The organism is Streptomyces atratus (assembly GCF_900119365.1).
Classification (GTDB): Bacteria; Actinomycetota; Actinomycetes; order Streptomycetales; family Streptomycetaceae; genus Streptomyces; species Streptomyces atratus_B.
In genome coordinates, this window is record NZ_FPJO01000001.1 from 666,320 (window position 1) to 680,858 (window position 14,539).

Consider the following 14,539-nt stretch of genomic DNA (forward strand, 5'->3'; position numbering starts at 1 on the left):
TAGTACGTACGGACGGGTGTCGACAGTTCCCCACGTGCATGAATTCCGGGTAACTCGTCCATTTCCCGACGGGTCGGAGCGCCGCGGACCACGCGCTTCCGGCATACCGCCGGGACACCTGGTACGACCCCCGCGTTGTCCGCGCGGGCAGCCAACAGGCAGGATGACGGGCATGACGCACGCGATGGTGAAAGGCTCGAACGTCCCTCTGGACGCCATGGCCGTACGGGCCGTGCTGCGCTGGACCCCCGGCACCGGAGTTCCGGATGTGGACGCCTCGGCCCTGCTGCTCGGAGCCGGGGGCCGCGTGCGCTCGGACGAGGACTTCGTCTTCTACAACCAGCCCCGCCACCCCTCCGGCCTGGTGCGACGGCTGCCCAAGCGCAGCGTCCCCGAGGGACTCACGGACACCATCGAGGCCGATCTGGGCGGGCTCGACGCCTCGGTCGAGCAGGTGGTCGTCGCCGCTTCCTCCGACGGCGCCGCATTCGCACAGGTGCACGATCTGCGCATCCTGCTGTACGACGCGGCCTCGGCCGACGGGGATCCGCTCGCGGTCTTCGACGTGCGGCCGGAGACCGGCGAGGAGACGGCGATCATCTGCGGCGAGCTCTACCGGCGCGGCGATGGCTGGAAATTCCGGGCCGTGGGGCAGGGCTATCCGACCGGGCTGGTCGGTCTGGCGACCGCCTTCGGCATCTCGGTCGACGAAGCCGCGGCCGAGCCTGACCCGGCACCCGTGGCGGCTCCCTCGCCCGGACCGGCGCCCGGGTTCCCGCCCGCGCCCGACTTCCCTCCGGCAGCGCCGCCCGCCCCCGACTCGCAGGTCACGGTCCAGCACCAGCAGCCCGCGTACGGCTATCCGCAGCCCGCGGCGGCCCCGGCCGCGCCCCAGCCCGCGTACGGGTACCCACAGCCCGCCGCCGCCCAGCCGGCCTACGGCTATCCGCAGCCCGCCGCGGCAGCCGCGCCCGCCCCGGACCCGAACTTCGTGCTGCCGCCGCAGGGACCGCAGTTCGTACGGTCCTGAGGGGCGCCTCCCGGGCGGGCGCGGGTCCGGTACGGGGCCGGGGCCGGCTCAGGTACGGGACTTGTAGCCGCGTCCCCACTGCATGCCGAAGCCGTACAGCCGGTCCAGCTCCGACTGGAATCCGTACACGAACTTCACCTCGCGCCGCACGATCAGCTCGTCCTTGATGTTCTCCACCGTGAACACGGCGCAGGAACGGGCATCGGGGGCGTGCTCGTCGAGTTCGATCTCGATCCGCGGGCCGTTGCCCGGGTAGAGCGTCACCTTGGCGTGCGTACGGTCGAAGGCCGGCGTCTGGTCGTAGATGTAGACGAAGAACAGCAGCCGTTTGATCTGGTCGCGCTGGTCGAGATTGACGTAGACGGTCTCACCCGACGGCGCACCGAAGCGGTCGTCCCCGCTGAGCCGGACGTACGGCGGGCCGTTCAGGTCGCCGATGAGGTTGCCCAGCGGCTGGACGACGCCCTTGGTGCCGTCCTTCAGCTCGTACATGCAGCCCAGGTCCAGGTCGACGTTGACCATGCCCTGGGTGTGGGCCTGGACCGCATCGGGCTGGAAGAGCTTCATCGGCCGCAGCAGCCGGCCGCTCTGCCGCGAGCGGCCCATGATGTCCGACGTACGCATCTGCCAGGAGAGATTGACCCGCAGATTGCCGGTCAGCGCCCCCTGCTTGGTGAGCGAGACCGTGGCGTGCCGCCGGGAGAGCAGGATGGAGCTGGTCGCCGCGCTGCCCGACTCGAACTGTGCCTCCCGCCGCGGCCACAGGCCGTCCCAGAACGCCATCCCCAACCCCCATGCTTCTCGGTAGAAAAGTGCCCCGTCCCACGGCTGTCCCGCGCCCGGGCGCGGGACGCCCACATCGCTGCGGGGCGGCCGTGGGGCCGGGTCCGGATGTCTCCGGAGAACCGTTGCCTCACGGACCGCCCCGCTTGAGAGCGTTCCTCAATCCCTACCGGGTCACACCCCGGACGGGACTTCCGCCTTGGAACCCTCGCCGTCGCCGCCTTCGGCCTCCAGCGCCTTGTTGCGCCGGACCGAGGACCAGAACGACCAGGCGATCAGCACGACGCCGGTCAGGCCGGTGATGAGCTCGTTGATCTGGTACTGGATGGTGACGAGCAGGAGCACGGCCAGCGCACCGATCGCGTAGTGGGCGCCGTGCTCCAGGTAGACGTAGTCGTCGAGCGTGCCCTGGCGGACCAGGTAGACCGTGAGCGAACGGACGTACATGGCGCCGATACCGAGGCCGAGGGCCATCAGCACGATCTCGTTGGTGACGGCGAAGGCGCCGATGACACCGTCGAACGAGAAGGACGCGTCGAGCACTTCCAGGTAGAGGAACATGAAGAACGCGGCCTTGCCGGAGAGCGCGACGGCGGAGATCTTCTTGCCGGTCCGCTTGGCCTCTTCCTCCTCCTCGTGCTCGCGCTCTTCCTCCTCCTCCAGCTTGCTCTCGAAGAACCCGGAGAGGCCGCCGACGATGAGGTACGTGATCAGACCGGCGACACCGGCGAGCAGGACCGTCTCCGCCTTGTCCGCGTGACCGCCACCGTGCTGGTGCGCGTTGGTCGCGACGGTCATGGCCGCGACCAGCAGCACGATCAGCGAGATGCAGACCGACAGCATGTCGACCTTGCCGAGCTTGGCGAGCGGACGCTCGATCCAGCGCAGCCACTGGATGTCACGGTCCTCGAAAATGAAGTCGAGGAAGATCATCAGCAGGAACATGCCACCGAAGGCGGCAATCGCCGGGTGGGCGTCGGTGACGAGTTCCTGGTAACGCTCGGGCTGGCTGAAGGAGAGATCGACCGCCTCGATCGGACCGACCTTGGCGGTGATGGCCACGATCACGACGGGGAACACCAGCCGCATACCGAAGACCGCGATGAGCACACCGATCGTGAGGAAGATCTTCTGCCAGAAGGCATTCATCTTCTTCAGGATTCCGGCGTTGACCACCGCATTGTCGAAGGACAGCGAAATCTCCAGGACGGAAAGAATCGCGACGATCCCGAAGGCTTCCCACCCCCCGTAGATCACAGCTGCGACCAAGCCGAGCGCGGTAACCGCGAACGACCAGCCGAAGGTTTTCAGAAGCACTGGCTACCCCATCGTGTTTATGTAACGGGTCTCCCCCGAGGTGTACGGGGCTCCCCCGCGCCGTGCGCGGCTTTACGAAACGTTGACCCCGAAGTCTAGAGCGATGCCGCGCAGCCCGGACGCGTACCCCTGTCCCACTGCACGGAACTTCCACTCGCCGTTGTACCGATAGAGCTCACCGAAGATCATCGCGGTTTCCGTCGAGGCGTCCTCACTGAGGTCGTAACGCGCGAGTTCCTGACCGTCCGCCTGGTTCACCACGCGGATGAACGCATTGCTGACCTGGCCGAAGGTCTGGCCCCTGTTGTCGGCCTCATGGATCGAGACCGGGAAAATGATCTTGTCGCAGTGCGCCGGCACCTGAGTGAGGTGCACGATGACCGACTCGTCGTCGCCCTCGCCCTCGCCCGTGAGGTTGTCGCCGGTGTGCTCCACGGAGCCGTCGGGGCTCGTGAGGTTGTTGTAGAACACGAACCATTCGTCGCCGAGAACCCGGCCCGACTGGCACAGCAGCGCACTGGCGTCGAGATCGAAGTCGGCACCCGTGGTGGATCGTGCGTCCCAGCCGAGCCCGACCAGCACCTGGGTGAGGTTGGGTGCGGCCTTGGAGAGGGAGACATTGCCTCCCTTGGCGAGCGTGACGCCCATGGTGTGTGTCCTCCCCGAGTCGATGAACCGTCTGCTGGGCCCGGTGGGCCGAGAAGCCCCCCCCGGGCCGTCTGTTGAGCGCGTCCGGCGCCGCACAAGGGTGCGGCGCCGGACGGGGTACTGCCGCGTGACCGGGGCCGCGCCTCGGCGGCACGGCCCGGTCGCGCATTCTCAGACGTTGACGCCGAAGTCCTGCGCGATGCCGCGCAGCCCCGAGGCGTACCCCTGACCGATGGCACGGAACTTCCACTCCGCCCCGTTGCGGTACAGCTCGCCGAAGACCATGGCGGTCTCCGTCGAGGCGTCCTCGCTGAGGTCGTAGCGGGCCAGCTCGCTGTTGTCGGCCTGGTTGACCACGCGGATGTACGCGTTGCGCACCTGGCCGAAGCTCTGCTGGCGGGTCTCGGCCTCGTAGATCGAGACCGGGAAGACGATCTTGTCGACGTCGGCCGGGACACCGGCCAGGTTCACCTTGATGACCTCGTCGTCGCCCTCGCCCTCACCGGTGAGGTTGTCACCGGTGTGCTCGACGGAGCCGTCGGGGCTCTTGAGGTTGTTGAAGAAGACGAAGTTTCCGTCGCTGCCGACCTTGCCCTCGGCGTTCGTCAGCAGGGCGCTGGCGTCGAGGTCGAAGTCACCACCGGTGGTGGTGCGAGCGTCCCAGCCGAGACCGACGATGACCGCGGTCAGGTTCGGCGCGGCCTTGGTCAGCGAGACGTTGCCGCCCTTGCTGAGGCTGACTCCCACGAGTCCTCCCATTGGTTTCCTTGGGGGCCGGCACACGCCGGCGCCTCCACGTTGCGTTGGCATCCGATCAACGACTGGATCCTAGTGACCGGTTCCCGGCGAAGCAGGCTTTTCACCGGGTCGCATGCGGATCCGCCGGTGCCGGATCAGAGCGCGTCGAGCGCCTTGACGTAGTCGTTGAGGTCACGGGCGTCGGGCAGACCGTTGACGACGGTCCAGCGCACCACGCCCTCCTTGTCGATGATGAAGGTGCCGCGCACCGCGCAGCCCTTCTCCTCGTCGAAGACGCCGTACGCCCGCGAGGTCTCGCCGTGCGGCCAGAAGTCCGAGACCAGCGGGTATTCGAGACCCTCCTGCTCGGCGAAGACGCGCAGGGTGTGGATGGAGTCGTTGGAGACGGCGAGCAGCTGCGTGTCGTCGTTCTCGAACTTCGGCAGCTCGTCGCGGAGCGCGCAGAGCTCACCCGTGCAGACGCCCGTGAAGGCGAACGGGTAGAACAGCAGCACGACGTTCTTCTCGCCGCGGAAGTCGGAGAGCTTCACGGTCCGGCCGTGGTTGTCCTTCAGCTCGAAATCCGGGGCCTTGGTACCGACCTCGATCGCCATGAAAAGCGTCCCTTCGCTACGTTCACCGGGCTGGGCCGTCCGGGTGGCTCCCACCCTACGCAGAGCCCGCAGCGGGCCACGCAGCGCCCGCACGGGGGCACGAAGGCCCCCGACGGCTGTACGAAGGCCCCCGGGCGGCTCGATGCCGTCGGGGGCCTTCATGTCGCATGCGTGGCGAGCGTGGTTCAGCGCTTGGCTTTGGCCGCCTTCGGCGTGACCAGACGGCTGCCCGTCCAGTCCTTGCCCGCGTTGATGCTCCTGGTCTGGGAGAGACCGGCCGTCTGTGCGGCCTCGTTGATGTCGCTCGGTTCGACGTACCCGTCACGGCCGGTCTTCGGCGTCATCAGCCAGACCGTACCGCCGTCCTCGATCAGACCAATGGCATCCACCAGCGCGTCCGTAAGGTCGCCGTCCTCGTCGCGGAACCACAGCAGGACGACGTCTGCGACGTCGTCGTAGTCCTCATCGACGAGATCCTGGCCGATTGTGGCCTCAATGCCCTCACGGAGCTCCTGCTCGACGTCGTCGTCGTAGCCGATCTCCTGGACCACCTGTCCGGGCTCGAACCCCAGGCGTGCTGCCGGGTTGGTCCGCTCCTCCGCGTGGTCCGCGGTCGCGCTCACGGGTTGCCTCCTGATCATGTTTCGGAAAATGCTGCAGCCACGCGCGTGCGCGGGGCGTTGGCCGTAGTCCACACGGGAGCGGCGGATCGCGCAAGTACCCGGCGTCCGAGACCGCCTAAACGGTGACGTTCCCTGCCACGTCGCCGCACTGTCGGCAGATCCCCTCCGGGGCCCGGCGCTACCGTCCACACCCTTTACGTCCTTCCACAGCTTATGCCGTTTCGGTCCGTCATTCGGAGTCGAACATCCTTTGGGAACGCTTGGACGGCTTGGGCGTATGGTTGCGGTTTGGCCCGGACCATCCCCGCACACCGGACGCGAAGTCTCACAACACGGCGGTTACCCCTCGGTAGAGATGACGTTTGCGCCCTCGCGGTACACGATGGTGATGGCGTACTTGCATACATCCCGGGGGCATGTTCTCCCTCGATCAGGCCCCGTAGAGCACCACCGAACAGCGAAGGAACAGCGTGGCTTCCGGATCCGATCGCAACCCGATCATCATTGGCGGCCTGCCGAGCCAGGTCCCGGACTTCGATCCCGAAGAGACCCAGGAATGGCTCGACTCGCTCGACGCCGCGGTCGACGAGCGAGGCCGTGAGCGGGCCCGTTATCTGATGCTCCGGCTCATCGAGCGTGCGCGCGAGAAGCGTGTCGCCGTACCGGAGATGCGCAGTACGGACTACGTGAACACGATCGCCACGAAGGACGAGCCGTTCTTCCCCGGCGACGAGGAGATCGAGCGCAAGGTCCTCAACGCGACCCGCTGGAACGCGGCCGTGATGGTGTCGCGCGCCCAGCGTCCGGGGATCGGCGTCGGCGGCCACATCGCCACCTTCGCCTCCTCGGCCTCGCTGTACGACGTGGGCTTCAACCACTTCTTCCGCGGCAAGGACGACGGTCTGGGCGGTGACCAGATCTTCTTCCAGGGGCACGCGTCCCCGGGCATCTACGCCCGCGCCTATCTGCTCGACCGGCTGAGCGAGGCGCAGCTCGACGCCTTCCGCCAGGAGAAGTCGAAGGCGCCCAACGGCCTGTCCAGCTACCCGCACCCGCGGCTGATGCCGGACTTCTGGGAGTTCCCGACCGTCTCGATGGGCCTCGGCCCGCTCGGCGCGATCTACCAGGCCCGGATGAACCGCTACATGGAGGCGCGCGGCATCGCCGACACCTCCAAGTCCCATGTCTGGGCGTATCTGGGCGACGGCGAGATGGACGAGCCCGAGTCGCTCGGCCAGCTCTCCATCGCGGCACGCGAGGGCCTGGACAACCTCACCTTCGTGGTCAACTGCAACCTCCAGCGGCTCGACGGCCCGGTGCGCGGCAACGGCAAGATCATCCAGGAGCTGGAGTCGCAGTTCCGCGGCGCCGGATGGAACGTCATCAAGCTGGTCTGGGACCGCTCCTGGGACCCGCTGCTGGCGCAGGACCGCACGGGCATCCTGGTCAACAAGCTGAACACCACGCCGGACGGCCAGTTCCAGACGTACGCCACCGAGTCGGGTGCGTACATCCGTGAGCACTTCTTCGGGGACGACCCGCGGCTGCGCGACATGGTCAAGGACATGACCGACGACCAGATCCTGCACCTGGGCCGCGGCGGTCACGACCACAGGAAGGTCTACGCGGCCTATGCGGCGGCCAAGGCCCACAAGGGCCAGCCGACGGTGATCCTGGCGCAGACGGTCAAGGGCTGGACCCTGGGGCCGAATTTCGAGGGCCGCAACGCGACCCACCAGATGAAGAAGCTCACGGTCGAGGACCTCAAGCGGTTCCGCGACCGGCTGCACATCCCGATCGCGGACAAGCAGCTGGAGGACGGCCTGCCGCCGTACTACCACCCGGGCCGTGACTCGGAGGAGATCCAGTACATGCACGACCGCCGCAAGGGTCTGGGCGGTTACGTCCCGACCCGGGTGGTGCGTGCGAAGCCGCTGGCCCTGCCTGAGGACAAGACGTACGCGACCGCGAAGAAGGGTTCGGGTCAGCAGTCGATCGCCACCACCATGGCGTTCGTCCGCATCCTGAAGGACCTGATGCGGGACAAGGAGATCGGCAGGCGTTTCGTGCTGATCGCGCCCGACGAGTACCGCACGTTCGGTATGGACGCCTTCTTCCCGAGCGCGAAGATCTACAACCCGCTGGGTCAGCAGTACGAGGCGGTGGACCGCGATCTGCTGCTCGCGTACAAGGAGTCGCCGACCGGTCAGATGCTGCACGACGGCATCTCGGAGGCCGGCTGCACGGCGTCGCTGATCGCCGCCGGTTCGGCGTACGCCACGCACGGCGAGCCGCTGATCCCGGTGTACGTCTTCTACTCGATGTTCGGTTTCCAGCGCACCGGTGACCAGTTCTGGCAGATGGCCGACCAGCTCGCGCGCGGCTTCGTGCTGGGTGCGACCGCCGGCCGTACGACGCTGACCGGTGAGGGTCTCCAGCACGCGGACGGCCACTCGCAGCTGCTCGCCTCGACCAACCCGGGCTGTGTCGCGTACGACCCGGCGTTCGGGTACGAGATCGCGCACATCGTCAAGGACGGTCTGCGCAGGATGTACGGCGAGAACAGCGAGGACGTCTTCTACTACCTCACGGTCTACAACGAGCCGATCCAGCACCCGGCCGAGCCCGAGAACGTGGACGTGGACGGCATCCTCAAGGGTGTCTACCGCTTCAAGGCCGCCGACCGGGGCGAGATCCCGGCCCAGATCCTGGCGTCCGGTGTGGCGGTCCCGTGGGCCCTCGAGGCGCAGCGGATCCTCGCCGACGAGTGGAACGTCCGGGCGGACGTCTGGTCGGCGACCTCCTGGAACGAGCTGCGCCGCGAGGCCGTGGACGTGGAGCGGTACAACCTGCTGCACCCGGAGGAGGAGCAGCGCGTCCCGTACGTCACGCGGAAGCTCTCCGGCTCCGAGGGTCCGTTCGTGGCGGTCTCGGACTGGATGCGTTCGGTGCCGGACCAGATCGCGCGCTGGGTGCCCGGTGCGTACCAGTCGCTGGGTGCGGACGGCTTCGGCTTCGCCGACACCCGTGGCGCGGCCCGCCGGTTCTTCCACATCGACGCGCAGTCGATCGTCCTCGCGGTGCTCACCGAGCTCGCGAAGGAGAACCGGATCGACCGTTCGCTGCTGAAGCAGGCCATCGACCGGTACGAGCTGCTGGATGTGACCGCGGCCGACCCGGGCGCGGCCGGCGGCGACGCGTAGGGCCGAGGAGTACGTACGAAGGGCGGCGGGACCGGGAGGTCCCGCCGCCCTTCGGCGTCCGCGGCCGATCCCTCGTACCCCGGGCCGCGGTCAGTTCTCCCAGATCTTGAAGGCCCTGACCTGGTACGGGGACCGGGGAACCCAGGTGCCGCCGCCCGGGTAGGTCTCGAACTCGCCGGTCTCGGCGCATTCCGCCGACTGGTACGTGGTGACGGGGCGGCCGGTGCGGTTGGCGAGTGCCTGGACCTTGCTGCCCTTCGGCAGCGGGACACAGCTCTCGATGTCGGTCGTGGACAGCTCATGGGTCCGGCGGGTGCCGGTGAAGTCCGGCTCGTCCCAGAGGCAGAGCTGGCCGGCGGCGCAGGAGCCGAGCCCTACGGGCGCGGAGTGGGCGGCGGTCTGCGGGATCAGGGCGGTGGCTGCCAGGGCGGCGGCGGCCAGGGCGGTGGCAAGAACGGTCGTACGCATGGAAATCGTCCCCCGTGGTGGTGCGGATCAGTTGTACGCACCCTGACCTGCGGCCAAGCGTCCGGGAAAGGGGCCGCGGACCACACCACCCGGATAGGCGACAGCCCCGCCGGACGGGTCCGGCGGGGCTGTTGTACGCACTGTGTTGACGCGTGGGCGCGGAGCCCGGGAGCCGTCGTGGGTCCGGTCAGATGTGACCGGCGCCCGCGCCCGCCTCGGCGTTCGCACCGCGCTTGGTGAGCGTGGCGACCAGCGCGGCGGCCACCGCGACGACGCCTGCGACCATGAACGCCGTGCTCATCCCTGACACGAAGGTGTCATGGGCGACGCCCGCGATCTTCCCCGCGATCTCCGGCGGGACGTTGCCGCCCACCGGCGGGATGCCGACCTCGACGGCCGAGGACGCCTGGTCCAGCTGCTGCGGGCTGAGCGGCGGGAGCTGTGCCGCCTCCCAGTTGTCGGCCAGCTTGGAGTCGACCTGGGAAGCCATGACGGCGCCGAGCACCGCCGTGCCGAGGCTGCCGCCGACCTGCATGGCGGCCTGCTGGAGACCGCCCGCGACGCCGGAGAGCTCCATCGGGGCGTTGCCGACGATGACCTCGGTGGCGCCGACCATCACCGGGGCGAGGCCGAGGCCGAGCAGGCCGAACCAGATCGACATGGTCAGGGTGCCGGTGCCGATCTCCAGCCGGGACATGCCGAACATGGCGACCGCCGTGCACACCATGCCGCCGACCAGCGGAACCCGCGGGCCGAACTTGGTGATCATGGCGCCCGCGAGCGGCGAGGCGACGATCATCATGCCGGTCAGCGGCAGCAGGTGCAGGCCGCTGTCGACGGGGCTCAGACCGTGCACGTTCTGGAGGTAGAAGGTGACGAAGAACAGGCCGCCCATGAACGCGAAGGCCATCAGCACCATCAGGACCGCGCCCGCGGACAGCGGCACGGACCGGAACATCGCGAGCGGGATCAGCGGTTCCCTGACGTTCTTCTGGGAGAGCGCGAAGACCACGAACAGGGCCACGGCGGCGCCCAGGAAGCCGAGCGTCTTGTAGTCGCCCCAGCCCCACTCGGAGCCCTTGATGAGCGCCCAGATCAGGCAGAACATCGCCTGCGACAGCAGCACGATGCCGCCGATGTCGAAGGAGCGCGGCGCGTTCTCGGCGCGGTGGTCCTTGAGGATCACCAGGCCCAGCACCAGCGCGATCACACCGACCGGCACATTGATGAAGAAGACGGACTGCCAGTTGACGTGCTCGACGAGCACGCCGCCGAGGATCGGACCACCGGCGGTCGAGGCGCCGATCACCATGCCCCAGATGCCGATCGCCATGTTCAGCTTCTCGGCCGGGAAGGTGGCGCGCAGCAGGCCGAGCGCGGCGGGCATCAGCAGGGCGCCGAAGAGGCCCTGGAGCACCCGGAACACGATCACCAGGGCGACGCTGTCGGAGAGGCCGATGGCCCCGGATGCCGCGGCGAAGCCCACGACACCTATGAGGAAGGTCTGGCGGTGACCGAACCGGTCACCGAGTTTGCCCGCGGTGATCAGGGAGACCGCGAGGGCGAGCATGTAGCCGTTGGTGATCCACTGGACGTCTGCGAGCGAGGCGTTCAGATCCTGCTGGATGGCGGGGTTGGCGATCGCGACGATCGTGCCGTCGAGCGCGACCATCATCACGCCGATGGCCACGGAGAAGAGCGTCAGCCAGGGGTGGCCGCGCAGCCCCTTGGCAGGTACGGGAGCGGCAGCTTTCCGCGGCTCCCGCGACGCCTTGTCGACGGTGGTCTGACTAGTCATGCCCGGGACATTAGTGTCAGCCTCTGACAGTTGACAAACCATTTCACAAGTCGGTAACTGTCACGTAGCTCACAGATACGCTGAGCTGGACGAAGCAGGAGAAAGAAGGCCAGTCAAGTGACCGATGGGCAGCGGGCCGCGCACCCGACCGGACTGCGCGAGCGGAAGAAGCGACGCACCCGGGACGCCCTGCTGCACGCCGCCCTCGATCTTTTCACCACCCAGGGGTACGAAGAGACCACCGTCGACGAGATCGTCGACGCCGTGGAGGTCTCCCAGCGCACCTTCTTCCGCTACTTCGCCTCCAAGGAGGAAGCCGCCTTCGCCATCCAGGAGATGGTGGAGTCGCACTTCCTCACGCAGCTGCGCCGACGCCCCGACGACGAGGCCCCGTTCGAGGCGATGCGCAACGCGGTCCTCTGCGCCTGGAACAGCCTCGGCGAGGTGATCGAGGAGATCATCACGGTCGAACTCCACATGCGTACGTACCGGATGATCGAGTCGACGCCCTCGCTGCTCGCCGCCCATCTGCGGCGGTGCAGCACGCTGGAGAACCATCTCGCGCTGCTGATCGCCGGGCGCGAGGGGCTCGACGTGGACGAGGACCCGCGGCCGAGGGTCGCCGTGGCCGCGTTCTGCGGGGTGATGCGGGTGACCGGCCAGCTCTGGGGGCGGAGCCGGGACGGCGACGTCGATTCGCTGCGCGCCCTGACCGAGTCGTACCTGGACCAGCTCGGACCGGCACTGGCCGGCAACTGGCGGGCGGACGCCGGGCCGGCCTGACGGCGGAACCCCCGTCCGATGTGCCGCACGCCTCACCGCCTCGGCATGACCGACTTCACAACAGCCGCTCCCCGGCGGCCACATGTGACATCCCGGAGGCGCTCCGCGCGCCTGAGCGTGCGTGTGACAACCACACAGCGTGAAAAGCACACACTCGAATTCCCCGCAGCCGAGTGATGTGCGTCACCCTCTTCACGGCTGCCGTCGCGCGTCTCCTAATGTGGGCCGGAGTGACTTCCTTCGACTCCTCCCCCACGCTCACCGCATGGCGCGCGCTGCTCGCCGTCGCGGTCGTGTTCGTGATGCTGGCGACCACTGGCTGGACCGCCGTACGTCACCAACCCTCCGACGAGCCACGCACGATCGCACTCGCCGCCTGGGCGCGGGGCCGGGTGGCGGGTCATGCGCTGCCGGACGCCGACGCCCCGCCGTACCGGCTGGCCCAGTTCTTCGCCATACTCACGGCCGCGCAGCGCACCGCGCTGGCCGACAAGTACCCCTTGGTCGTGGGCAATTTGAACGGCGCCCCGGTCACCCTGCGCTACCGCGCCAACCGGCGGGCCGTCGCACAGGCGCGGCAGGTCGAGCGGCGCCGCATGCACGATGTGCGGCTCTCCCCGGACGGCCGCGCCGAGGCGGTCCGCCGGATGCACCGCTTCGATTCGATGCTCGCCCGGGGCCGCCACTTCCTCACCTTCGACCCGTCCGGGAAGGGCCGGGCCGCCGAGGTGTTCGGCAGTCTCGACCGGGCCGACCGGATCTCCGTGATCGTCCCCGGCGTCGACACCAATCTGCTGACGCTGGAGCGGTCCGCGCCCAAGGTGAACGCCGCCCCGGTCGGCATGGCGAAGTCGCTGTACGCGGCGGAGCGCGCCGCGCGCCCCGGCATCCGTACCGCCGTCGTCGCCTGGGCCGACTACACCACGCCCGCCGGGATCGGCATGGACGCGGCCCTGGGCAACCTCGCCGGGCGCGGGGCGGTGCGGCTGAAGGCGCTGGTGGACGCGTTGCCCGGTCATGCCCCGGTCTCGCTGTTCTGCCACAGCTACGGCTCGGTGCTCTGCGGGGTCGCCGCGCACCAACTGCCCTCCAGGGTCGGTGACATCGCGGTGGCCGGCAGCCCCGGCATGCGGGTGGAGAACGCCGCGCAGCTGCGGACCGGGGCCAGGGTGTGGGCGATGCGTGATCGCGACGACTGGATCGAGGACGTACCGAACCTGGAGCTCGGCGGGCTGGGCCACGGCGCGGACCCGGTCGACCCGGGCTTCGGCGCACGCATCGTCTCGGCGGGCGACGCGGTCGGGCACAGCGGCTATTTCGAGCCGGGTACCGAGAGTCTCGGCAACTTCGCCGCCATCGGCGTGGGCGCCTACGAATCGGTGAGCTGCGCGGTCTCCGACGGCGACTGCCGCGAACGAATCACCAGAAGCCAGGGCATCTGACGGGCGCGGGGGCCCTGGCTGACCATCGACCGATGCCTGCGCCGAGGGGGGACGTACGAGGCAAGTGCCGCATACGATGAGGCACATGGGTGATGTGCTGGCCGGAATTCATGCCACCTGGGAGTTCGACACCGACTCCGTGCTCATCCGCTTCGAACGGGGGATCCGCACACCGAAGCTCTTCCAGAGCCTTCGTGAACGACGCGTACCGCACGCGGCGCTGTCGTCGGTGACGCTGACCCCGGGCAAGCGGGGCACGGTGGTCCTGCGTGCCGTGCCCAGACGCGGCGCCGATCCACTGGTCGAGGCCGCGGCCGGGCAGCTGAAGGACGGCTGCGATCCGTACCGGCTGGTGCTCCCCGCCGAGCGCGAGACGCTGGCCGAGTACTACGCGGACGAACTGCGCGCCCGGCTCGGCCCCGACGCATCGGAGCCCGCCGACCGGTTCCTGGTCGCGGCGCCCGAGGCGCCGATGCGGTTCAAGGCGTACGACGGCCGGGCCGGCTTCGACGGGGACCGGGTCTCCTTCCGCTGGTTCTGGACGGGCGCCTCCACGGCGAAGTGGAAGGCCGGCGACCAGACGTTCCCGGTGACGGAGCTGAGCGGTGTCGAGTGGCGCTCGCCGGAGGGGTTCGAGGGCTATCTGCGGCTGGTGCCCAGGGGCCTGGAGAACGCGGTCCCGGGACCGGGCGCGGGTGCGTGCCCCGACCGGGGCAGTGGTGCGGGCATGGTCGCGGATCCGGGCACGGTGCCCGGCCCGCAGCCGGTGGCGTCCCGCCCCGCCCGGGCCGACCAGGACCCGGCCGCGGTGGTCTTCGGCCTCGGCTACGGCCCGGTGCACGAGTCGCTGCCGTTCGCCGCGGCCGTGCTGGAATCGGTGCGCAGGAACCATTCCTCGGCCGCCGTGCCCGCGGCCGTCCTGGCGGGCGCCGGGCGGCGCGACCCCGCGGACATCGCGGAACGGATCCGGCACCTCGGGGAACTGCACCAGGCCGGTCTGGTGACGGACGACGAGTTCAGCGCCAAGAAGGCCCAGCTGCTCGCCGAGTTGTAGGCCCTGCGGCCGGTCGGCCCGACCGGCCGGTAGTACCC

The 14,539-nt window shown here is 68.9% G+C and carries 13 protein-coding genes; 5 read left to right on the forward strand and 8 right to left on the reverse strand.

Going from position 1 to position 14,539, the window contains the following annotated elements:
- The first annotated feature begins 172 nt into the window (after positions 1-172).
- A complete protein-coding gene (locus BT364_RS03130; RefSeq protein ID WP_072483482.1) occupies positions 173-1,030 on the forward strand; it encodes a TerD family protein in 858 nt (285 codons plus the stop codon).
- A 48-nt stretch (positions 1,031-1,078) separates the two neighbouring features.
- Here the strand turns inward: BT364_RS03130 and BT364_RS03135 are convergent, their stop codons facing one another.
- The 6 genes from BT364_RS03135 to BT364_RS03160 all read right to left on the reverse strand — a co-directional run bounded on the left by BT364_RS03135 (position 1,079) and on the right by BT364_RS03160 (position 5,753).
- On the reverse strand, positions 1,079-1,813 hold the full coding sequence (locus BT364_RS03135) for a TerD family protein (RefSeq protein WP_072483483.1): 735 nt from the start codon (positions 1,811-1,813) through the stop codon (positions 1,079-1,081).
- Positions 1,814-1,987: 174 nt separating this feature from the next.
- Entirely contained in the window at positions 1,988-3,130 is a 1,143-nt protein-coding gene (locus BT364_RS03140) for a DUF475 domain-containing protein (RefSeq protein ID WP_072483484.1), read from the reverse strand.
- A 72-nt stretch (positions 3,131-3,202) separates the two neighbouring features.
- Positions 3,203-3,778 (reverse strand): TerD family protein, encoded by a 576-nt coding sequence (locus BT364_RS03145; protein ID WP_072483485.1) that lies wholly within the window; start codon positions 3,776-3,778, stop codon positions 3,203-3,205.
- Between the two features lie 171 nt (positions 3,779-3,949).
- Complete coding sequence (locus BT364_RS03150; protein WP_072483704.1) at positions 3,950-4,525, reverse strand: TerD family protein; 576 nt, start codon at positions 4,523-4,525, stop codon at positions 3,950-3,952.
- 146 nt (positions 4,526-4,671) lie between these two features.
- On the reverse strand, positions 4,672-5,130 hold the full coding sequence (locus tag BT364_RS03155; RefSeq protein WP_072483486.1) for a peroxiredoxin: 459 nt from the start codon (positions 5,128-5,130) through the stop codon (positions 4,672-4,674).
- 185 nt (positions 5,131-5,315) lie between these two features.
- Positions 5,316-5,753 (reverse strand): DUF3052 domain-containing protein, encoded by a 438-nt coding sequence (locus tag BT364_RS03160; protein WP_072483487.1) that lies wholly within the window; start codon positions 5,751-5,753, stop codon positions 5,316-5,318.
- Between the two features lie 470 nt (positions 5,754-6,223).
- Between BT364_RS03160 and aceE the strand changes: the two genes are divergently transcribed.
- A complete protein-coding gene (gene aceE, locus BT364_RS03165; RefSeq protein ID WP_072483488.1) occupies positions 6,224-8,956 on the forward strand; it encodes a pyruvate dehydrogenase (acetyl-transferring), homodimeric type in 2,733 nt (910 codons plus the stop codon).
- A 90-nt stretch (positions 8,957-9,046) separates the two neighbouring features.
- Here aceE and BT364_RS03170 read toward each other — a convergent pair whose 3' ends face one another.
- Positions 9,047-9,424, reverse strand: a complete 378-nt coding sequence (locus tag BT364_RS03170; RefSeq protein WP_072483489.1) for a peptidase inhibitor family I36 protein — start codon at positions 9,422-9,424, stop codon at positions 9,047-9,049.
- 187 nt (positions 9,425-9,611) lie between these two features.
- On the reverse strand, positions 9,612-11,222 hold the full coding sequence (locus BT364_RS03175) for an MFS transporter (protein ID WP_072483490.1): 1,611 nt from the start codon (positions 11,220-11,222) through the stop codon (positions 9,612-9,614).
- 117 nt (positions 11,223-11,339) lie between these two features.
- Here BT364_RS03175 and BT364_RS03180 point away from each other — a divergent pair, with 117 nt between their 5' ends.
- From BT364_RS03180 to BT364_RS03190, 3 genes are all read left to right on the forward strand, one after another.
- Positions 11,340-12,005: a TetR family transcriptional regulator gene (locus BT364_RS03180; protein ID WP_072483491.1), complete on the forward strand. Its 666-nt coding sequence runs from the start codon at positions 11,340-11,342 to the stop codon at positions 12,003-12,005.
- Positions 12,006-12,235: 230 nt separating this feature from the next.
- Positions 12,236-13,447: an alpha/beta hydrolase gene (locus BT364_RS03185; RefSeq protein ID WP_072483492.1), complete on the forward strand. Its 1,212-nt coding sequence runs from the start codon at positions 12,236-12,238 to the stop codon at positions 13,445-13,447.
- Positions 13,448-13,532: 85 nt separating this feature from the next.
- Positions 13,533-14,501, forward strand: coding sequence for a DUF4429 domain-containing protein (locus BT364_RS03190; protein ID WP_072483493.1), 969 nt, complete (start codon positions 13,533-13,535; stop codon positions 14,499-14,501).
- Positions 14,502-14,539: the final 38 nt, after the last annotated feature.